Source organism: Mesorhizobium sp. RCAM 05099 (assembly GCF_059683685.1).
Genome location: NZ_CM185035.1, coordinates 3,488,875 through 3,508,743, shown reverse-complemented (window position 1 = coordinate 3,508,743; position 19,869 = coordinate 3,488,875). Strand labels below are relative to the sequence as shown.

Annotated in this window: 17 protein-coding genes; 8 read left to right on the top strand and 9 right to left on the bottom strand. The window is 62.9% G+C overall.

Features of this window, described 5'->3' with window-relative positions; translation table 11 throughout:
- Nucleotide 1: 1 nt before the first annotated feature.
- The 3 genes from glmS to AC56QQ_RS17185 form a co-directional block, all read right to left on the bottom strand.
- A complete protein-coding gene (gene glmS / locus AC56QQ_RS17195; RefSeq protein ID WP_497128847.1) occupies nt 2-1,825 on the bottom strand; it encodes a glutamine--fructose-6-phosphate transaminase (isomerizing) in 1,824 nt (607 codons plus the stop codon).
- Nucleotides 1,826-2,001: 176 nt separating this feature from the next.
- Nucleotides 2,002-3,360 carry a bifunctional UDP-N-acetylglucosamine diphosphorylase/glucosamine-1-phosphate N-acetyltransferase GlmU gene (gene glmU / locus AC56QQ_RS17190; RefSeq protein ID WP_497128844.1) on the bottom strand — a complete coding sequence of 453 codons (1,359 nt, stop codon included), beginning with the start codon at nt 3,358-3,360 and terminating at the stop codon, nt 2,002-2,004.
- 170 nt (nt 3,361-3,530) lie between these two features.
- Nucleotides 3,531-4,277, bottom strand: a complete 747-nt coding sequence (locus tag AC56QQ_RS17185; protein ID WP_497128842.1) for a cytochrome c biogenesis CcdA family protein — start codon at nt 4,275-4,277, stop codon at nt 3,531-3,533.
- A 178-nt stretch (nt 4,278-4,455) separates the two neighbouring features.
- Between AC56QQ_RS17185 and AC56QQ_RS17180 the strand changes: the two genes are divergently transcribed.
- The 8 genes from AC56QQ_RS17180 (at nt 4,456) to rpmG (ending at nt 13,508) form a co-directional block, all read left to right on the top strand.
- Nucleotides 4,456-4,833: a COG4315 family predicted lipoprotein gene (locus AC56QQ_RS17180; RefSeq protein WP_497128840.1), complete on the top strand. Its 378-nt coding sequence runs from the start codon at nt 4,456-4,458 to the stop codon at nt 4,831-4,833.
- A gap of 368 nt (nt 4,834-5,201) precedes the next feature.
- The gene (gene topA / locus AC56QQ_RS17175) at nt 5,202-7,844 is read left to right on the top strand and encodes a type I DNA topoisomerase (protein ID WP_497128838.1); all 2,643 of its coding nucleotides are present in this window, start codon (nt 5,202-5,204) and stop codon (nt 7,842-7,844) included.
- Nucleotides 7,845-7,850: 6 nt separating this feature from the next.
- Entirely contained in the window at nt 7,851-10,157 is a 2,307-nt protein-coding gene (rnr, locus tag AC56QQ_RS17170) for a ribonuclease R (protein WP_497128836.1), read from the top strand.
- Nucleotides 10,157-10,591 (top strand): DUF983 domain-containing protein, encoded by a 435-nt coding sequence (locus AC56QQ_RS17165; protein ID WP_256750424.1) that lies wholly within the window; start codon nt 10,157-10,159, stop codon nt 10,589-10,591. The genes rnr and AC56QQ_RS17165 overlap by 1 nt, the downstream gene beginning before the upstream one ends.
- 86 nt (nt 10,592-10,677) lie before the next feature.
- On the top strand, nt 10,678-11,418 hold the full coding sequence (locus AC56QQ_RS17160) for an NUDIX hydrolase (RefSeq protein ID WP_497128834.1): 741 nt from the start codon (nt 10,678-10,680) through the stop codon (nt 11,416-11,418).
- Between the two features lie 15 nt (nt 11,419-11,433).
- The gene (locus AC56QQ_RS17155; protein ID WP_497128832.1) at nt 11,434-12,612 is read left to right on the top strand and encodes an MFS transporter; all 1,179 of its coding nucleotides are present in this window, start codon (nt 11,434-11,436) and stop codon (nt 12,610-12,612) included.
- A gap of 114 nt (nt 12,613-12,726) precedes the next feature.
- Complete coding sequence (locus tag AC56QQ_RS17150; protein ID WP_497128830.1) at nt 12,727-13,185, top strand: YqfO family protein; 459 nt, start codon at nt 12,727-12,729, stop codon at nt 13,183-13,185.
- 155 nt (nt 13,186-13,340) lie between these two features.
- Nucleotides 13,341-13,508 (top strand): 50S ribosomal protein L33, encoded by a 168-nt coding sequence (rpmG, locus tag AC56QQ_RS17145; RefSeq protein ID WP_006201775.1) that lies wholly within the window; start codon nt 13,341-13,343, stop codon nt 13,506-13,508.
- 97 nt (nt 13,509-13,605) lie between these two features.
- Here the strand turns inward: rpmG and AC56QQ_RS17140 are convergent, their stop codons facing one another.
- The 6 genes from AC56QQ_RS17140 to AC56QQ_RS17115 all read right to left on the bottom strand — a co-directional run bounded on the left by AC56QQ_RS17140 (nt 13,606) and on the right by AC56QQ_RS17115 (nt 19,858).
- Nucleotides 13,606-14,673 carry an ABC transporter ATP-binding protein gene (locus AC56QQ_RS17140; RefSeq protein WP_497128828.1) on the bottom strand — a complete coding sequence of 356 codons (1,068 nt, stop codon included), beginning with the start codon at nt 14,671-14,673 and terminating at the stop codon, nt 13,606-13,608.
- 4 nt (nt 14,674-14,677) lie between these two features.
- Nucleotides 14,678-15,526 (bottom strand): carbohydrate ABC transporter permease, encoded by an 849-nt coding sequence (locus AC56QQ_RS17135; RefSeq protein ID WP_489861737.1) that lies wholly within the window; start codon nt 15,524-15,526, stop codon nt 14,678-14,680.
- Nucleotides 15,526-16,449, bottom strand: a complete 924-nt coding sequence (locus AC56QQ_RS17130; RefSeq protein WP_489861738.1) for a carbohydrate ABC transporter permease — start codon at nt 16,447-16,449, stop codon at nt 15,526-15,528. Before AC56QQ_RS17130 ends, AC56QQ_RS17135 begins: the two co-directional genes overlap by 1 nt.
- Nucleotides 16,450-16,632: 183 nt before the next feature.
- Nucleotides 16,633-17,910: an ABC transporter substrate-binding protein gene (locus AC56QQ_RS17125; RefSeq protein WP_489861739.1), complete on the bottom strand. Its 1,278-nt coding sequence runs from the start codon at nt 17,908-17,910 to the stop codon at nt 16,633-16,635.
- Between the two features lie 29 nt (nt 17,911-17,939).
- Nucleotides 17,940-19,127 (bottom strand): PLP-dependent transferase, encoded by a 1,188-nt coding sequence (locus tag AC56QQ_RS17120; protein WP_497128826.1) that lies wholly within the window; start codon nt 19,125-19,127, stop codon nt 17,940-17,942.
- Nucleotides 19,124-19,858 carry a FadR/GntR family transcriptional regulator gene (locus AC56QQ_RS17115; protein WP_497128824.1) on the bottom strand — a complete coding sequence of 245 codons (735 nt, stop codon included), beginning with the start codon at nt 19,856-19,858 and terminating at the stop codon, nt 19,124-19,126. The genes AC56QQ_RS17120 and AC56QQ_RS17115 overlap by 4 nt, the downstream gene beginning before the upstream one ends.
- Between the last annotated feature and the right edge of the window lie 11 nt (nt 19,859-19,869).

Sequence of the window (19,869 nt, the reverse complement as noted above, 5' to 3'; positions counted from 1 at the left end):
CCTATTCCACCGTAACCGATTTCGCCAGATTGCGCGGCTGGTCGACGTCGGTGCCCATGAACACGGCGGTGAAATAGGCGAGCATCTGGATCGGCAGCGCGTAGATGATCGGTGAGATGATTTCGGGCACGTCCGGCAGTACGATCGTTTCCATCGTCTTCACGCTCGCAAGCGCAGCGCCCTTGCTGTCGGTGATCAGGATGATCTTGCCGCCACGCGCCGCCACTTCCTGCATGTTCGACACGGTCTTTTCGAAAATCCGGTCATGCGGCGCGATGACGATCACCGGCATGTTCTCGTCGATCAGCGCGATCGGGCCATGCTTCAACTCGCCCGCGGCATAGCCCTCGGCATGGATATAGGAGATTTCCTTGAGCTTCAGCGCCCCTTCCATGGCCAGCGGGAAATTGGTGTCGCGGCCCAGATAAAGCACATCGCTGTAGCGCGACAATTCCCGTGCGATCCGTTCGATCTGCTCTTCAAGTTTGAGCACCTGGTTGGCATAGCGCGGCGCTTCCGAAAGCTCGCGCACCAGGGTTTTCTCCTGCTCTTTCGAGATCGTCCCGCGCGCCACGCCGGCACGCACCGCAAGCGAGGCCAGCACCGAGAGCTGGCAGGTGAAGGCCTTGGTCGAAGCAACACCGATCTCCGGGCCGGCCAAAGTCGGCAGCACGACGTCGGATTCACGCGCCATGGTCGATTCGCGCACGTTGACGACCGCGCCGATCTTCATCCCCGCCTTGCGGCAATAGCGCAGCGAGGCCAGTGTGTCGGCGGTCTCGCCCGACTGCGAGATGAAGAAGGCGGCATCGTCCGCCGACAGCGGCATCTCGCGGTAGCGGAATTCCGAGGCGACATCGATGTCGACCGGCAGCCGCGCATAGCGCTCGAACCAGTATTTGCCAATCAGGCCGGCGAGATACGCCGTGCCGCAGGCCGAAATCGCCAGCCGGTTGATCCTGGCAAAGTCGAATGGCAGGTCGAGCGGCTTGCAGACGCCACCGACAAAATCCAGATAGTTCGCCAGCGTGTGCGAAATGACCTCGGGCTGTTCATGGATTTCCTTTTCCATGAAATGGCGCCGATTGCCCTTATCGACCATGAAGCTGGTCGAAAGCGACTGCTGGCGTTTGCGGTCGACCTTTTTGCCGTCGATGTCGAAAATGATGACGCTGTCGCGATGCACCACGGCCCAGTCGCCATCTTCCAGATAGGTGATTGAATTGGTGAACGGGGCGAGTGCGATGGCATCGGAGCCCAAGAACATCTCGCCATCGCCATGGCCGACCGCCAGTGGCGGGCCATTGCGCGCGCCGACGATAAGATCCTCGTCCCCCTTGAACATGATGGCCAGCGCAAAGGCGCCTTGCAGCCGCTTCAGCGCCTGGTGCGCCGCCTCGACCGGCTTCAGCCCCTTGGCCAGCTCGCGCGCCACCAGATGGGCGACGACTTCGGTGTCGGTCTGCGAGGAAAAACTGTAGCCGTCGCGGATCAACTCGTCGCGCAGCTCGGCGAAATTCTCGATGATGCCGTTATGGACGATGGCGACGCCGTCGGAAAAATGCGGATGCGCATTGGTCTCGTTCGGCACGCCATGCGTCGCCCAGCGCGTATGGCCGATGCCGATCGTGCCGTTGAGTGGCTCGTCCTTCAACCTGCGTTCGAGATTGATCAGCTTTCCCTCGGCGCGGCGGCGGGCAAGCTGGCCATGGTCGATGGTGGCGACACCGGCCGAGTCATAACCGCGATATTCGAGCCGCTTCAGCGCATCGACTATGCGCGGCGCAACCTTCGTATGGCCGACGATTCCAACGATACCGCACATGCAGACAGCCCCAATTCCTTGCAGAAACCCAGCGCTTTTTAGGGATCGCCGGTCTGCCGCGAAAGTCACATTGCATTTCGTCCCGTATCAGCGGAACGGTCAACCTTGTCGATGCACCATGACAGACCGCTCTTGCAATCCGGTTACTGTAATCGCTCCGTTTTTCCGGGCCGGTTTTACTTCTTCTTGGCGGCCGCAGCCGAAGCAAACCGTTCGCGCAATTCCTTGCCTTTGCCTGGGATCGTCTTCTGGCGGGCGCGGCCGAAGGCCAGCGCATCATCGGGTACGTCTTCGGTGATCACGCTGCCCGAGGCGATGTAGCCGCCCCTGCCGATCGTTATCGGCGCCACGAGCGCGGAATTCGAGCCTACGAAAGCCCCTTCGCCGATGTCGGTGAAGAATTTCGAATAGCCATCGTAGTTGCAGGTGATGGTGCCGGCGCCGATATTGGCGCCAGCGCCGACGCGGGCATCGCCGATATAAGTCAGGTGGTTGACCTTGGCGCCCTCCTCGATAGTCGCCTGCTTGACCTCACAGAAATTGCCGACCTTGGCCTTTTGCTTGAGATCGGCACCCGGCCGCAGCCGCGCGAACGGTCCGACATCGCAGTTCGAGGCAATGACGGCGCCTTCGATATGGCTGAAGGCATGGATCTTGGCGCTCGTGGCGATTTTCACGCCTGGGCCGAACCAGACATTGGGCTCGACGATCGTGTCGGCGCCGATCTCGGTATCGTGTGAGAAAAACACGGTTTCCGGCGCTATCAGCGTCACGCCCGACAGCATTGCCTCGTGCCGCCGGCGCTGCTGCCAGATGCCTTCGGCTTGCGCCAGTTCGGCGCGGTTGTTGATGCCGAGCGCATTCTCGAAACTGGCTTCGGTGGCGACGACATCAAGGCCTTGCCCGCTAGCGATCCCGACGATGTCGGTGAGGTAATATTCCCCCTTGGCATTCTTGTTGCCGACAGCATCGAGCAGCTTCAGCGCCCGGCTGCCGGCCACCGCCATCAGCCCGCCATTGCAGAAGGTGATCTTCTTCTCTTCGTCGCTGCAGTCCTTCTCCTCGCGGATGGCGACCAGCTTGCCGCCCTTTTCGATCAGCCGGCCATAGCCGGTTGGGTTGGGCGTGCGAAAGCCGATGACCACCACGGCCGCGCCTTCGGCCAGTTTCAGCCGCGCCACGGTGAGCGCGCCCGGGTCGATCAGCGGCGTGTCGCCGAACATCACCAGAACATCGTCGTAACCCCTTGATATCGCTTCGCGAGCGGCAAGCACGGCGTGCGCGGTGCCGAGGCGCTTTTCCTGCACGAAGGTCTCGGCCTCAGGCGCGAATTTTGCCGCGGCCTTGCGCATTTCTTCCGCCCCGTGGCCGATCACCAGCACCTGGTCGCCGGCACCGGCGGTTTCGGCGGCCTTCACGACATGGGCGACCATCGGCAGACCGGCGATCTGGTGCAGGACCTTCGGCAACGCGCTTTTCATGCGCGTGCCTTCGCCGGCGGCAAGGATGACGGACAGGCAGGTTCTCTGGCTCATGGAAGGACAACCATATGAAAAGGGTCGGGAATCAAGACAGGATAGCAGTGGCGCCATGCTGCACCAATGCGGTTAAATTCCGGTGAGATCGCGGAAACGGAAGAGCAGCTGACTCTTAATCAGCGGGTCTGCCGTTCAATACCCGGCGCAAGCATGCGGTAGCCAAGGCACTACCCCAGCCGCCCCAGCACCGGAAAATTCTCCAGCAGCCAGTAAGACACCGTCTGCACGCCGCCGGTGAGGAAAAACACGCCGGCGACGACCAGCAGTGCGCCGATCGCCTTTTCGACGCGGCCGAGATGGACGCGGAATTTGCCGAGGAAGCGCATGAAGGCGCCGGAAAACAGCGCCGCGATCAGGAACGGGATGCCGAGGCCAAGCGAATAGGCGGCGAGCAGCAGCGCGCCCTCGCCCACGGTTTCACGGCCGCCGGCCAGCGTCAGGATCGGCCCCAGCACCGGCCCGATGCAGGGCGTCCAGCCGAAGGCGAAGGCCAGTCCCATGACATAGGCGGCAAGGGCATTTGCTGGCTTGCCTTGCGACTGGAAGCGCGCCTCGCGTGACAGCAGCGGAATGCGCAGGATGCCGAGGAAATTCAGGCCCATCAGGATGATGAGCACACCGGCCGCCATCGCCAGCGGCTCCTGCCAGACCCGCAGCCAATGGCCGATGGTCGAAGCGCCTGCGCCGAGCGCCACGAACACGGTCGAGAAGCCGAGCACGAAGGCGACCGATGAATAGAGCAGCGCGCCGCGCGTGCCTTCCCGAGCCGTCACGCCCGCATCGCCGCGAAAATCGTCGACCGAGACGCCAGCCATATAGCAGAGATAGGGCGGCACCAGCGGCAGCACGCACGGTGACAGGAACGAGATGGCCCCCGCCCCGACCGCGCTGACATAGCCGACGTCCAATGCCATTCCAAAACTCCAACTGTCCCGGCGCCGATATAGGCTCGACGCTGCTTCTCCACCAATCACCATTTTGTGGCAAGTCGTCGGCGCACGCTGAGGCCAGGGAAGAAAGGACCCGCGGCTGGCGTTGATGCAGTGAGGTCGCGATTTCCCGCGCCTCTTTGGAACATCCAGGGAGATCCCCATGAAAACGATAACAGTCGGGTTAGCCGCGCTTTTGCTGAGCACCGCCGCATCCTTCGCCGCCGACGCGTGGAAGGAAGCCGAGGTCGGTGGCACCAAGATCTACACCGACGCCAACGGCATGACGCTCTATACCTATGACAAGGACGAGAAGGGCAAGTCCAACTGCTACGACAAATGCGCCACCAACTGGCCGCCGCTGAAGGCCGAGGCTGGCGCCAAGGGAGATGACGAGTGGAGCGTCGTCGACCGCACCGACGGCACCAAGATGTGGGCCTATGACGGCAAGCCGGTCTACACCTTCATCAAGGACAAGAAGGCCGGCGACATGAGCGGCGACGGCGTCGCCGATGTCTGGCACGCCGTCAAGGCCAACTAGACCCCTCAATGCGAATTCCCGCCCGCTGGCGGGACATGCTGGTCGCCAGGCATCCCATGCAGCCGGCGGCCAGCTCTCGTTTGTGGGTCGTGTCGCCCTGCCCCGGCGCAGCATTCCGGCGGTTTTTCTCCGACTCGCCGGAAAATGAACCGGGTCGTTTCGGTGACTGGGGACCACCATCTCCACTGGCCAGAATTCTGTGATTTCAATCATACACTCTAAGAGTGTATCGCTACGGGCATCCCCGCAATTTGGGACGCTTCCCCTTGACCGGATGCAAAAGCGCGGCCATGTGAGCGACAAATAGAACGAGATTTCGTCGCGAGCAGCGGAATTCTTCTGCCGCATCACAGCTGATATGAGACCTCATGGACGTCGTCGTCGTCGAATCGCCGGCCAAGGCAAAGACAATCAACAAATACCTCGGCAAGAACTACAAGGTTCTGGCCTCGTTCGGCCATGTCCGCGATTTGCCGGCCAAGGATGGCTCGGTGCGTCCGGACGAGGATTTTGCCATGTCCTGGGCGGTCGACACCGCCTCGGGCAAGCGGCTTGCCGACATCGCCAAGGCGGTCAAGGATGCCGACGGCCTGATCCTCGCCACCGACCCGGATCGAGAAGGCGAAGCGATTTCCTGGCACGTGCTGGAAGTTCTGAAGCAGAAGCGTGCGCTCAAGGACAAGCCGGTGAGCCGCGTCGTTTTCAATGCCATCACCAAGTCGTCGGTGCTGGAAGCGATGGCCAATCCGCGCCAGATCGATGCGCCGCTGGTCGATGCCTATCTCGCTCGTCGGGCGCTTGACTATCTCGTCGGCTTTACGCTCTCCCCTGTGCTGTGGCGCAAATTGCCGGGGGCCCGCTCGGCCGGCCGTGTCCAGTCGGTTGCATTGCGTCTGGTCTGCGATCGCGAGTCTGAAATCGAGCGCTTCATCCGCGAGGAATACTGGCAGATATCAGCTCTCCTCGGCACGCCGCGCAACGAGAATTTCGAAGCGCGTCTGACCGCTTTCGATCGCAAGAAGCTGCAGAAGCTCGACATTTCCAACAAGGCGCAGGCCGACGACATCAAGTCGATGCTCGAAGGCGCGACCTTCAAGGCGGTGTCGGTGGAAGCCAAGCCCACCAAGCGCAATCCCGGCCCGCCCTTCACCACTTCGACATTGCAGCAGGCCGCCTCGTCGGGCCTCGGTTTTTCGGCCAGCCGCACCATGCAGGTGGCGCAGCGCCTTTATGAAGGCATGGAAATCGGCGGCGAAACCACCGGCCTGATCACCTATATGCGAACCGACGGCGTGCAGATGGCCCCCGAGGCGATCTCGGCCGCCCGCGACGCCATCGCCAAGGAGTTCGGCCCAAAATATCTGCCGGAAAAGCCACGCCAATATACCGCCAAGGCCAAGAATGCCCAGGAAGCGCACGAAGCGATCCGCCCGACGGATTTCATGCGCACCCCGGCATCGGTCAGGCAATATCTCGATTCCGACCAGATGCGGCTCTACGAGTTGATCTGGAAGCGCGCCATCGCCAGCCAGATGCAGTCGGCCGAGATCGAGCGCACCACCGCCGAGATCGAGGCGGTCAATGGAACCCGCACGGCGGAACTCCGCGCCATCGGCTCCGTCGTTCGCTTCGACGGCTTCATTGCCGCCTATACCGACCAGAAGGACGACGATTCGGAAGACGAGGAGAACCGTCGGCTACCCGAGATCCGCGCCGGCGAGCAGCTTGCGCGGCAGGCGATCAATGCCACCCAGCACACCACCGAGCCGCCGCCGCGTTATTCGGAAGCCTCGCTGATCAAGAAGCTGGAAGAGCTCGGCATCGGCCGACCTTCCACTTATACGGCGATCCTGAAGACGCTTGAGGACCGCGACTACGTCACCATCGACAAGCGCCGGCTGGTGCCGCAGGCCAAGGGTCGTTTGCTGTCGGCCTTTCTCGAAAGCTTCTTCAAGCGCTATGTCGAATACGACTTCACCGCGTCCCTCGAGGAAAAACTCGACGAGATCTCGGACGGCAAGCTCGCCTGGAAGGATGTGCTGCGCGACTTCTGGAAGGATTTTTCCGGCGCCGTCGCCGACATCAAGGAACTGCGCGTCACCGACGTTCTCGACGCGCTGAACGAGGAACTGGCGCCGCTGGTGTTCCCCACGCGGGAAGACGGCTCGAACCCCCGCATCTGCCCGAAATGCGGCACCGGCAATCTGTCGCTGAAGCTCGGCAAGTTTGGCGCTTTTGTCGGCTGCTCGAACTATCCCGAATGCTCCTTCACCCGTCAGCTCGGCGATGCCGCCAATCCCAATGGCGAGAATGGCGGCGGCGAGGACGGCACCAAGGTCATTGGCAAGGATCCGTACACATCAGAGGAAATCACGCTGCGCAGCGGCCGCTTCGGCCCCTATCTGCAGCGCGGCGACGGCAAGGAAGCCAAGCGCTCGAGCCTGCCCAAGGGCTGGACACCCGATTCGATCGATCATGAAAAGGCGCTTGCCCTGCTGTCGCTGCCGCGCGATGTCGGCCAGCATCCGGAAACGGCCAAGATGATCTCGGCCGGGCTCGGCCGCTACGGTCCGTTCGTGCTGCATGACGGCACCTATGCCAATCTCGACAGCATCGAGGATGTGTTCTCGATCGGCCTCAATCGCGCCGTGTCGGTGATCGCCGAGAAGCAGTTGAAGGGCAAGGGCGGCCGCAATGGCGGCACACCGGCGGCTCTGAAGGAGCTTGGCGACCATCCCGATGGTGGCGGCAAGATCGTCGTGCGTGACGGCAAATACGGACCATACGTGAATTTCGGCAAGGTCAACGCCACACTGCCGAAAGGCAAGGATCCGCAATCGGTGACCATCGAGGACGCGCTGGCGCTGATTGCCGAAAAGGAAGCCAAGGGCGGTGGCGGCAAGAAGCCGTTCCGCAAGGCGGCGGCAGCGGCCAAGGCGCCTGCAACCAAGAAGGCGCCTGCAACCAAGAAAGCGGCGGCCAAGAAGCCGGCCGCGAAGAAAAAAGGATAGGTCAGCGTGGCGCGCAGGATCACCGGTAGAAGCCACGGCGATCCGCGCACCGCCGACACGAGGGCCGGGGTCAAGGACGACTATCGGCCTTCGCGTGACGAAATCCTGCGCTACATCGCCGAAAATCCCGACCGCGCCGGAAAACGCGACATCGCCAAGGCGTTCGCGTTGCGCGGCGACGACCGCATCTGGCTGAAGGACATTTTGCGCGACCTTCAGGACGAAGGCGTCCTGACCAAGGAGCGCAAGCGACTGGCCCGCGTCGGTGCCCTGCCCCCTGTAGCGGTGCTCGACATTTTTGGCCGCGATGGCGACGGCATTTTGCTGGCGCATCCGGCGGAGGCCGTGGGCACGGGCGAGCCGCCGGTGGTCTCGATCCGCGTGTCGCGTAGCGGCAATAGTCCGGCGCCCGGCATTGGCGACCGCGTCCTGGCCAAGACCTTCCCGACCGATGAGCCGACCGGCCCCGCCTATACCGGGCGGGTGATGAAGATCTTCGAGAAGCGCACCGATGCCGTTCTCGGCGTCTTTCGCGTGCTTCAGGACGGCACCCTGCGCATCGAGCCGGTGGAGCGGCGCCAACCGGAATTGATCGTCGACAAGGAATTCCAGAACGGCGCCAAGAACGGCGACCTGGTCGAGGTCGAGCCCGCACGGGCCTCCCGCTATGGGCTGCCGAGAGCCAAGGTGCTCAACGTGCTGGGTTCGCTGACCAGCGAGAAGGCGGCTTCGATGATCGCCATCCACGCCCACGACATCCCGCATATCTTCCCGGCCGACGTCATCGCTGAATCCGAAGCGGTAAAGCCGGCAACGATGGACCACCGCGAGGACTGGCGCGAGCTGCCGTTGGTCACCATCGATCCGGCCGACGCCAAGGACCATGACGATGCCGTCTTCGCCACACCGGATCTCGATGAGAAGAACCTTGGCGGCGTGCTCATCACGGTCGCCATCGCCGATGTCGCCGCCTATGTCCGCTATGGCACGGCACTCGACCGCGAAGCGCTGAAGCGCGGCAATTCGGTCTATTTCCCGGATCGCGTCGTGCCGATGCTGCCCGAGCGCATCTCCAACGATCTCTGTTCGCTGCGCGAAGGTCAGGACCGGCCGGCGCTGGCGGTGCGCATGACCTTCTCCGCCGATGGCCATAAGATCAGGCACTCCTTCCACCGCGTCATGATGAAGTCGGCGGCAAAGCTCGCCTATCCGCAGGCGCAGGCAGCGATCGACGGCATGCCGGACGACAAGACCGGACCGATCCTCGACAGGGTGCTGAAGCCGCTGTGGGACGCCTATGCGATCCTCAAGCGCGGGCGCGACGGCCGCCAGCCGCTCGAACTCGACCTGCCGGAGCGCAAGATCATGCTCAAGCCGGACGGCACCGTCGATCGCGTCATCGTGCCGGAACGGCTCGATGCCCACAAACTGATCGAAGAATTCATGATCCAGGCCAATGTCGCCGCCGCCGAGACGCTGGAGGCGAGGAAACAGGAGCTGGTCTACCGCGTCCATGACGCACCTTCGCTGGCCAAGCAGGAATCGCTGCGCGAATTCCTGCAGACGCTGGGCCTGTCGCTGGCGCGCGGCGCCCAGATGCGGCCAAGCCAGTTCAACGGCATCCTGGAGCGCGTGCGCGGGGCCGACAATGAAGGACTGGTCAACGAAGTGGTGCTGCGCTCGCAGAGCCAGGCCGAATACTCGCCGAAGAACATTGGCCATTTCGGCCTCAATCTCAGGCGCTACGCACATTTCACATCGCCGATCCGCCGCTACGCCGACCTCATCGTGCATCGCGGACTTATTGCGGCACTTGGTCTCGGTCCGGGCGGGCTGACACAGGACGAAGCGGCACGGCTCGAAGATGTCGCGGTGCTGATCTCTGGCACGGAACGCCGCGCAATGGCGGCCGAGCGGGATACGGTCGACCGGCTGATTGCCGCCTATCTCGCCGAGCGCGTGGACGACCGGTTCGACGCCCGCATCTCCGGCGTCACCAAATCGGGACTATTTGTCCAATTGCCGCAGTATGGCGCGGATGGTTTCATCCCGGTGTCAACTTTGAACGGCGATTACTATATATATGACGAAACGGCCCGCTCCCTGTTCGGAGAACGCTCGGGCAAAGGCTACCAGCTCGCGGACCGCGTCGAGGTCCGATTGATCGAGGTGGCGCCGATGGCTGGCGCGATGCGCTTCGAGATGTTGACCGATCCGAAGCCTTTGCCCGGCTCCAAGCGGTCGTTTCACAAGGCCAAAGGCCGCGCCCGCGCGTCGCAATCGCGACCGGGTTCGCGCGGCAGGAGACGATGATGGAACAACAGGTTTTTGGCGGCGAACATCACTCGGGCCGGGTTGCCCGTCCGCTGTGGACTGCAATGAAGCGTGGCCTGCTCGGCCGTTGCCCGCGTTGCGGCGAAGGCAAGCTATTTCGCGCCTTCACCAAGACCGTCGACACGTGCAGTGTCTGCGGCGAGGAACTTCATCACCATCGCGCCGATGACCTGCCCGCCTATCTCGTCATCGTCATCGTCGGTCATATCGTCCTCGGCGCCTTCATGGGCGTAGAGGCGACATCGACCTTGTCCACATGGCAGCACATCGCTATCTGGGTGCCGTTGACGATCCTCTTGTCGGTCGCGCTTTTGCAACCCGTGAAAGGTGCCGTCATCGGACTGCAATGGGCCTTCTATATGCACGGCTTTGGCGGCGAGCAGGATATGATCGAGCCCCATCCCGGGGTTTAGACCAAGCTCGACTGCGCGCGCTGGCGCAACATACCGACCGTGAAAGGCCACTTTCGCTTGCCAGAAGTTTCCGCTAGGTCCTGCGCATGGACGGTATGACCAAGGCGGAAGTCGACAGGATCGAGCGGAGCATGATCGCTCATAGCGACCGGCCAATTCGCCCGCGCGACGCGGCAACCCTGATCCTTCTCGACCGCAGGGGCGATGAAGTGCTGGTCCTGATGGGCCGTCGCCACGCCGGCCATGCCTTCATGCCGGGCAAGTTCGTCTTTCCCGGCGGCCGTACCGACCCAGCCGACAGCCGCGTCCCAATCGCCGCCGCATTGCACCCCGAGCAGGAAGCAAAGCTCCTCGCCGGTCCCGGCCGCACGAGCACGGCGCGGGCCCGCGCCATCGCCTTGTCGGCGATCCGCGAGACCTATGAAGAAGCCGGGCTGCTGATCGGCCGGAAGGGCGCCTTCGCCACGGCCAGGGCCGATTGGCAAGGCTTTGCCGAACACGGCGTGCGGCCCTCTCTGGACATGCTGCGCTTCGTCGCGCGCGCCATCACGCCGCCCAACCGGGTGCGCCGCTTCGACACGCGGTTCTTCAGCGCCTGGCGCGACGATGTCGCGGTCGAACTGCCTGGTGGCGGTCCGACCAACGAACTCGAAGAGCTGGTCTGGCTGCCGCTTGCCAAGGCCAGGGAAGCTGACATCCCCGACATCACCCGGATGATCCTGGACGAGCTGGAAAAGCGGCTCGCCCATGATCCGCTGCTGCGTCCGGGCGGCCCGGTGCCCTTTTACCGGCTTGTCCGCAACCGCTTCACCCGCGAACTTCTGTAGAGTGTCCAGCATCCCATGACGGTCGATACCCAACCACAGGGCGACGAGCGCGTACACTGGCTGCCGATGGTGGCGGCGATTTCGTCGATCAGCGTCGTCGGCATCGCCATCGGCCTCGGCATGCCACTGCTGAGCGTCATCCTGGAAACGCGCGGCCATTCGGCCTCGATGATCGGCCTCAACACGGCCGTCGCTGGCCTGGCATCGATCGCCGGCGCGCCGCTGGCCACACCGCTCGCCATGCGGTTCGGGGTCGCCTGGACCATGATTGCCATGATTGCCACCGGCGCCCTGGCGTTTGTCGGCTTCCATTTCGCGCCGGATTTCTGGATGTGGTTCCCACTGCGCATCGTGCTGCATATCGCGCTGACGGTCCTGTTCATCCTGTCGGAATTCTGGATCAGCACCTCGGCGCCGCCACACCGACGTGGCCTTGTCCTCGGCATCTACGCCACTGTCTTGTCGCTCGGCTTTGCCGCCGGACCGTGGCTGTTCGCCCATCTCGGCAGTTCCGGCTTCAGGCCTTTCGGCGTCATCATCGGATTGGTGGCGTTGGCCGCGATACCCGTGCTGGCGGCGCGCAACGAGAGCCCTACGATCGTCTCCGACGGTGAGACCAGCAACTTCCTCCGCTACATCTGGCTGGTGCCGACGGCGACGGCCGCGGTGCTGGTGTTCGGTGCGGTCGAAACCGGCGGCTTTGCGCTGTTCCCGGTCTACGGCAACCGCATCGGCTATTCCGAAGCCGACGCGGCCCTTCTCTTGACCATGATCGGTCTCGGCAACGTGCTGTTGCAGATCCCCATCGGCATGATCAGCGACCGCGTCAGCGACCGCCGCTATCTGCTGCTGGCCTGCGCCACTGTCGGCCTTGCCGGCACGATCTTCATGCCCTTCTTCGCTCAGAACTGGCACCTGATGGCCGCGCTTCTGTTCGTCTGGGGCGGCGTCGTTGCTGCCATGTACACGATCGGCCTTGCCCATCTCGGCTCGCAGCTTTCCGGCCACGAACTGGCATCCGCCAACGCCGCCTTCGTGCTTTGCTATGGCGTCGGCATGGTGCTCGGCCCGCAGGCGATCGGCATCGGCATGGATGCGTTCGGTCCGTCCGGCTTCGGCTGGTCGCTCGGCCTGTTCTTCGCCGCCTATGTAGCCCTGGTCTGCGTCAGGCTGATCCGCAAGATTGTCCTGTAGCGCGACCGAGCCGTCGCATTCCACAGGTGCGCGATGGCAGGCTGCTGACAGAACCATGTCAGCAGCCTCCGGCTATAAAGTTGCCTCAAAACACCTGAAGTTGAGGACACTCCCATGATCGACAGCGGCTTTGAAACCACTTCGTTGCGAATGACACTGCTCCTGCTTGTGAGCTTCCAGGCGCCCGCCGCCGATGTCGACCGCATCATGGATGCGGTGGTAGCGATAGCGCCGCTGGCCATGGGCAAGTATGACCGCAATGCCTATCAATCGGCACATGGCATCGAGCGCTACAGACCGCTCGACGGCGCTGCCGCCGGTGCCGAAACCGAATTGCGGCGACGCCCTGGCACGGTGGAGGTTTCGTTCGAACTGCCCGATGACCAGGCGCTGGCCGCCCGCGTGGTCGAGGCGATTTTCCAGGCGCACTCCGACCAGGAACCGGTGATCCGCCTCCAGCCGATCCTTGCCAGCCGTTCCAAGGGACTGGACGACCGCGCCAATCCGAATCGCTGGTGGAACACGACCGGAGACTGGAAGAAGGTTGCCGCGCCTGAGGCGGAAACCGCATGATTTGAGGCCGTTTGCCGGCCGCGGCGGGCCACATGAGCTCAGCCGGGCTTGACTTTCCGGGCGCGTTCTTTATGTGTCGCGCCAAGTTTCCCGCGTCCGGGTGTTTCCCCGTGCTCCAGCGGCCAAAACTCCACGAACATTAATGGACTGATATCATGGCCAAAGCCGCAAACATCAAGATCAAGCTTCTGTCGACCGCCGACACCGGTTTCTTCTACGTGACCAGCAAGAACAGCCGCACCAAGACCGACAAGCTGTCGTTCCGCAAGTACGACCCGGTCGCCAAGAAGCACGTCGAATTCAAGGAAACCAAGATCAAGTAATCTGGGTTTTCCCTTCGCAAACAAAAACGCCGCCCATTGGGCGGCGTTTTTTGTTTGCACCATGGGCTGAAGTGCCCTCAGCCCGGGCTGAGTTCCCTCAGCCGATGCGATCGCCGCTTTTCGGATCGAACAGATGCAGCGACGCCGGATCGGCCGACAGCCGCACGATGTCGCCGGGCTTCACGCCGGCGCGGCCCATGGCGAAGACGCAAAGCATCTGGCCGGCCAACTTGACATAAAACTGCGTCGACAGGCCGAGCGGCTCCACCACCACCACCTCGCCTTGCAGCGCACCGTCATCCGCCAGCCGGATATGCTCGGGCCTCAGGCCGACGGTTATCGCGTCGCCATCCTTCAGCGTCAGGCCGTCCGGCAGCCGCAGTGTCTGGCCGTCGGCCAGCACCGCTTCTGGCTTCCCGCCGTTGCGAACCGTCGCCGGCAGGAAATTCATGCCCGGTGAGCCGATGAAGCCGGCGACGAATATGTTGGCCGGCCGGTCATAAAGATCGAGCGGCGCACCGACCTGCTGGATCATCCCGTCATGCATGACAACGATCCGGTCGGCCATGGTCATCGCCTCGATCTGGTCGTGGGTGACATAGACCGAGGTCGTCTTCAGCTGCTGGTGCAGCGCCTTGATTTCGGCGCGCATATGGACGCGCAGCTTGGCGTCGAGGTTGGAAAGCGGCTCATCGAACAGGAAGACCTTGGGATCGCGCACGATGGCGCGGCCCATGGCGACACGCTGGCGCTGGCCACCGGACAATTGCCGCGGCAGGCGTTGCAGGAAGGTGTCCAGCCCGAGCCGTTTGGCGGCACCATCCACCCGGGCGTCGATCGTGGTCTTCTCCGCTTTCTTCAAGAGCAGGCTGAAGCCCATGTTCTTCGACACATCCATATGCGGATAGAGCGCGTAGGACTGGAACACCATGGCGATGTCGCGGTCCTTTGGCGCGACGTCGTTGACCAGCCGCTCGCCGATGCGGATCTCGCCACCGGAAGCCTCTTCCAGCCCCGCGATCATGCGCAGCAAGGTCGACTTCCCGCAGCCGGAAGGGCCGACCAGGACGACGAACTCGCCGTCGGCGATCTCAAGGTCGACCGCGTGGAGGACGCGGACGGCGCCATAGTCCTTGCGGACTTTTTCGAGTGTGACAGAGGCCATCGATCTATCCTTTGACGGCACCGGCGGTCAGGCCGGTGACGAGATAGCGTTGCAGGAAGGCGAAGAAGATGCAGACCGGGATCAGCGCCAGGATGGACGCCGCCATCATCTGCCCCCAGTCGACGGCGAACTTGCCGATGAAGGTGAGCAGGCCGACCGCAAAGGTCTTCTGGTCGTCGCTGGAAATCAGCATCAGCGCGAACAAAAGCTCGCTCCAGGCGGCGGTGAAGACAAACCCCAGCGTCGCCCCCATGCCCGGCAGCGTCAGCGGCACGATCACCTTGCGCATCGCTTGTGCGCGCGTACAGCCGTCGATCATCGCCGCCTCTTCCAGGTCCTTCGGAATGCCATCGAAGAAGGACTGCATCAGGAAAGTGGCGAAGGCGGTGTTGAAGGCAGTGTAGATGATGATCAGCCCGGTCAGGCTGTTGATCAGGCCGATCTGCCCCATCACGCGATAGATCGGCGGAATGACCATCACCAGCGGAAAGGTCTGGGTCAAAAGCAGCATCAGCGCCAGCGCAGCCTTGCCGCGAAAGGTGAAACGCGACATGGCGTAGCCGGCCAGCGTCGCAACGACCGTCACCAGCGCCGCGGTCGATACCGAGACGATGACGCTGTTGAGGAAATAGCGCGGGAAATCGGTGGCCTCGAGAACCGTGACGAAGTTCTGCAACGTCATTTGCGACGGCCAGAAGGTGACGCCCTCGGAATAGAGAAGCCGCTCCGGCGTGACCGAGATCTTCAGCGTCCAGTAGATCGGAAACAGGGCGAAGATCACATAGGCAGCGACGGCGGCGTAGAGGCCGATGCCGCCGAAGAAGCGCTGCGAGGCTGAACGTCCTGCGATCATCAGACGTGCCTCACCAATGTGCGACGGATGCCGATCAGCGCAATCGCATAGGCAATCAGCAGGACAAGCAGCAGCACGGCCACCGCCGAGGCATAGCCCTTGTCCAGCGACTTGAAGGCGCTGACATAGATGTAGACCGGCACCGTGTTGGTCGCTCCGGCCGGCCCGCCCTCCGTCATGACGAAGATCAGGTCGGCGAAGGTGGCGATCCAGATGGTGCGCAGCATGACGGTGATGGCAATGGTCGGCGCCAGGAACGGCAGCGTGACCTTGGTGAAGCGCTGCCAGGGCGAAGCGCCGTCGATCGCCGCCGCCTCATGCAACTCGGATGGAATGGATTTCAGCGCCGCCAGAAGCGTGATGGCGAAGAAGGGAATGCCGAACCAGACATTGGCGATGATCGGCCCCCACATGGCGGTTGAAGGATCGGACAGAATGTTGGTCGGCTCGGCCTTCAGCCCCAGCGCGAAAAGCCAATGTGGCAGCGGCCCGATGATCGGATTGAACAGCCAGGCCCAGGTCAGGCCCGAAAGGAAGGACGGCACAGCCCAGGGCAGGAACACCAGCGCCTGCACCACCTTGCGGCCCGGGAACGGCTTGTCGAGCAGCAGCGCCAGGCCGAGACCGAGGAAGAACTGGAAAAACAGGCTGGCCGCCGTCCACCACAAGGTGTTGACCAGCGCCTGCCCCAGCACCTGATCCGACAGCATCGCCTGATACTGTCCGAGCCCGACATATTCGGACTTGAAGGCCGAGAACTTGCGGAACGAATAACTGATGCCGATAACCAATGGCACCAGAAGCACCACGATCAGCAGGATGATCGCCGGGCTGAGATAGAGCCATGGCTCGATAGCGGCGTGGGACAACCGCTTGCGACGCGGCTTGCCGGCGGATCGTATTTCGGACACGGCATAAGTCATTGGCTGCGGATCGGCTCCAGGAAGCATCGGGATGGGCAACAAGCGTCCTTCTCCCCGTCCACGGGGAGAAGATGCCGACAGGCAGATGAGGGGCGGCGTGAGCCTTGAAATGCTTGGGTCTGCCCCTCATCCGGCCCTATCGGGCCACCTTCTCCCCGTGAAACGGGGAGAAGGAAGAAGGCGTTATTTCTTGTTCTTCGCCAGCCAATCCTGCTGTTCCTTGGTCAGGAAGGCAGCCCATTGGTCGGCGACGTCCTTGGCCGTCTTCTGGCCAAGCAGCACTTCCTGGAAATTCTTGATCGCCACCTGGTCGACGAAATTGCCGAGGTTCTCCAGATGCGTCGGCGGGGTCACCATTTCATATTTGGAGGTGTCGCTCAGCTCCGTGAACCATCCCTTGAACTGCTCGGTCTTGAAATGGGCATCCTGGTCGGCGCCCTTGTGGATCGGGACGACGCCGACTTCCTTGGCCCATTCCAGATTGTCCTTCGGCGACAGCAGCGTCGCCATGAGCTTCCAGGCGTCGTCCTTGTGCTGCGAATTGGCAAACATCGCCCAGCCGGCATAGCCCAGCGTCGGATAGGACTTGCCGCTCGGCCCGACCGGCATCGGCGCCACGGCAAAGTCGTCGGCACTCATCTTGTCGGCGATGCCGAGCAGAGCGTCGGGATCCTGGTTGAGCATGGCGCAGGTGCCGGAATAGAAGCCGGTGACGGTCTCGTTGAAGCCCCAGCTCACCGCATCCTTCGGCGCCAGTCCGTCCTTGTACATGTCGGCGAGCATCTGCAGGCCCTTGACCGAGCCCTCGTCGTTGATGGTCGAGGTGCCGTCCTCGTTGAAGTAGCCGCCCTTGCCGGCGGCGATGTTCATGAACATGTGCATGCCATTGAAGGCGCCCGGCCCACCGCGCAGGCAGTACCCATATTTGCCCGGCAAGGCCGAGATCTTCTTGGAGTCGGCGATGAAATCGTCAAGCGTCGCCGGCGGGCCGTCGAGGCCGGCCTCCTTGAACAGCTTCTTGTTCCAGAACAGCGCGTTCACATAGTAGCCGTAGGGGATCATGTACTGGGTGTTGTTGACCGTCGAGCCGAACTGCTTGGCACGGTCGCCGAGTGTCTTGGCATCGTCCCATTTGGCCATGTAGGGCCCAAGATCCTCGAGCTGGGCATTGTTGGCATAGAGGCCCATCCAGCGTTCCGGCATCTCGACCACGTCGGGCGTATCGCCGGCCTGCACCATGGTCAGGAATTTCTCAAAGGCCTGGCCCCAGGGCAGCGAGATCAGCTCGACCTTGACGCCGGGATTGGCCGCCTCGAACTCGGCGATCTGCTTTTTCAGGAATTCGGTGCGCGGCGGGCTGGTGATCACTTCGACCATCTTGAGGGTCGAATCGGCCAGCGCGCTCCCGGCGGAAATCGCCAGCCCCGCGACGGTGGCAAGCATGACGGTCAGTTTTTTCATATTCAAGACTCCCATTTTGAACCCGCTTGTTATTTTCTGGCTTTTTCGAAGGCTTGGGCGACATCCGCCCAGAGGTCTTCGACACTTTCCAATCCGACATTAAAGCGGATGGTTCGGGGGCTGACGCCGAAGCGCGCCATCGAATTCAGTCCCGGCGTCTGCTCCAGCGACGCCTTGGCCGGCACGACCAGGCTTTCATGCCCGCCCCAGCTGACGCCGATGCGAAAATATTTCAGCGCGTCGACGAAGACGGGGATGTCGATGTCGTCCGTCACCTCGAAGGAGAACAGTCCGGCATAGCCGGCCAGCGTCGCCTTGCCCGGGTGGTTCGAATAGACGGGATGATTGACCCGCTCGACATTGGCATGCGCCTTCAGCCGCTCGGCGATGATCAGGCCGCTCTTCATGTGGTGTGGCAGGCGCAGCGGCAGCGTGCGCAGACCACGCAAGAGCAGCCAGGCTTCGAACGGCGACAGCTTGCCGCCGAGATAGGAATAGGTCTGCTCGTTGATCTGCTTGATATGCGCGGCCGAACCCGCCACCACACCGGCGACGGTGTCGCTGTGGCCGCCGAGATATTTCGAGGCCGAGTGCAGCACCAGGTCGACGCCATGCATGATCGGCTTCTGGAACACCGGCGTCGCCCACGAATTGTCGATCGTGGTGACGATGCCCTGCTCCTTGGCCAGCCGGGTCAGATGCGGCAGGTCCTGCAGCTCGAACATCATCGAGGTCGGACTCTCCAGATAGAGCAGCTTGGCGCCGGGAAGTGCCGCCGCGACCGCATCCGGATCGGAACCGTCGACATAGTCGACCTTGATGTTGAGCCTTGGCAGCAGCCGCTCGAACAGCCGGTAGGCATCGCCGTAGCAGTTGCGCACCGCCACGATGCGCTCGCCCGCCCCGACAAAGGCGAGCACGGTGGCGCTGATCGCCGCCATGCCGCTGGAAAAGCCGCGCGCGGCGTCAGCGCCCTCGAGTGCTGCCACCCGCGCCTCGAACTCCATCACCGTTGGATTGTCGCCGCGCGAATAGATCGGCTGCCTGCGCTTTCCGGCAAAAGTGTCGGCCATCTCGGCATAGTTGGCGAAGGTGAACAGCGAGGTCTGGTAGATCGGCGGCACCACCGCGCCGCCAGGGAACGGCTCGTCATGCGCCAACAGCGTTGCCGCCTCGGCGAGATAGTCGTGATCGAAACCCGATGGATGCTCGTTCATGTCTGGCTCGAAAGTTTGAGTTTGGCGGCACCGCGCTTGAGATCGTCCTCGACGGTGGCGATCAGCTTTAGCGCCTCGGCGCGGGCGCCTTGCGGATCGCGCGCGGCGATGCATTCGTAGATGGTGCGATGATAGGGAAAGCTGGCGTGGCCGAAGTCGCGCACGCCGAGCGGATGCTCCCAGAAGCGATGGAACAGCTCGTGCATGGCGGCGATGATCTGTTCGAACAGCGGATTGCCGGAGACCCGGTAGATCGCCTGGTGGAATTCCCAGTCTTCTTCCGCCGACATGCCGTCGCGCGTGCGGAACGCCTGCTCCATGATGTCGAGCTTGCGCTTGATCTCGGCAATGTCGGCCGGGCTCGCCCGCTCGGCGCACAGTGCCGCTGCCTCCGCTTCCAGGGCGCGGCGGATTTCAAGCGTCTGCATCAGGCTGGTGAAATCGTTGCCGCCCGACAGCGTCAGCGGCATGTGCAGCATGTCGGGTGACACAGCCGCCTTGAGATAGGTGCCGCTGCCTTGCCGGCGCTCGACGAGACCGAGCCCTTCCCAGCGTGTCAGCGCCTCGCGCACCGTGTTGCGGCTGACCTTCAGCCGCTCGGCAAGGATACGCTCGGTCGGAAGCTTTTCGCCGGGCCGCAAGGCCTCGGCGCCGACAAAGCCCACCAACGCCTTCAGCACGGCGTCATCACGCGCCGTCGTCTGAATGGGTGGCAGGCTGTTCTGGTCCACAAATCCTCCAA

What these genes read in the sequence shown, in the direction of transcription:
- glmS (WP_497128847.1), bottom strand. Translation starts at nt 1,825, where the DNA reads ATGTGCGGTATCGTTGGAATCGTCGGCCATACGAAGGTTGCGCCGCGC.
- glmU (WP_497128844.1), bottom strand. Translation starts at nt 3,360, where the DNA reads ATGAGCCAGAGAACCTGCCTGTCCGTCATCCTTGCCGCCGGCGAAGGC.
- AC56QQ_RS17185 (WP_497128842.1), bottom strand. Translation starts at nt 4,277, where the DNA reads ATGGCATTGGACGTCGGCTATGTCAGCGCGGTCGGGGCGGGGGCCATC.
- AC56QQ_RS17180 (WP_497128840.1), top strand. Translation starts at nt 4,456, where the DNA reads ATGAAAACGATAACAGTCGGGTTAGCCGCGCTTTTGCTGAGCACCGCC.
- topA (WP_497128838.1), top strand. Translation starts at nt 5,202, where the DNA reads ATGGACGTCGTCGTCGTCGAATCGCCGGCCAAGGCAAAGACAATCAAC.
- AC56QQ_RS17165 (WP_256750424.1), top strand. Translation starts at nt 10,157, where the DNA reads ATGGAACAACAGGTTTTTGGCGGCGAACATCACTCGGGCCGGGTTGCC.
- AC56QQ_RS17160 (WP_497128834.1), top strand. Translation starts at nt 10,678, where the DNA reads ATGGACGGTATGACCAAGGCGGAAGTCGACAGGATCGAGCGGAGCATG.
- AC56QQ_RS17155 (WP_497128832.1), top strand. Translation starts at nt 11,434, where the DNA reads ATGACGGTCGATACCCAACCACAGGGCGACGAGCGCGTACACTGGCTG.
- AC56QQ_RS17150 (WP_497128830.1), top strand. Translation starts at nt 12,727, where the DNA reads ATGATCGACAGCGGCTTTGAAACCACTTCGTTGCGAATGACACTGCTC.
- rpmG (WP_006201775.1), top strand. Translation starts at nt 13,341, where the DNA reads ATGGCCAAAGCCGCAAACATCAAGATCAAGCTTCTGTCGACCGCCGAC.
- AC56QQ_RS17140 (WP_497128828.1), bottom strand. Translation starts at nt 14,673, where the DNA reads ATGGCCTCTGTCACACTCGAAAAAGTCCGCAAGGACTATGGCGCCGTC.
- AC56QQ_RS17135 (WP_489861737.1), bottom strand. Translation starts at nt 15,526, where the DNA reads ATGATCGCAGGACGTTCAGCCTCGCAGCGCTTCTTCGGCGGCATCGGC.
- AC56QQ_RS17130 (WP_489861738.1), bottom strand. Translation starts at nt 16,449, where the DNA reads ATGACTTATGCCGTGTCCGAAATACGATCCGCCGGCAAGCCGCGTCGC.
- AC56QQ_RS17125 (WP_489861739.1), bottom strand. Translation starts at nt 17,910, where the DNA reads ATGAAAAAACTGACCGTCATGCTTGCCACCGTCGCGGGGCTGGCGATT.
- AC56QQ_RS17120 (WP_497128826.1), bottom strand. Translation starts at nt 19,127, where the DNA reads ATGAACGAGCATCCATCGGGTTTCGATCACGACTATCTCGCCGAGGCG.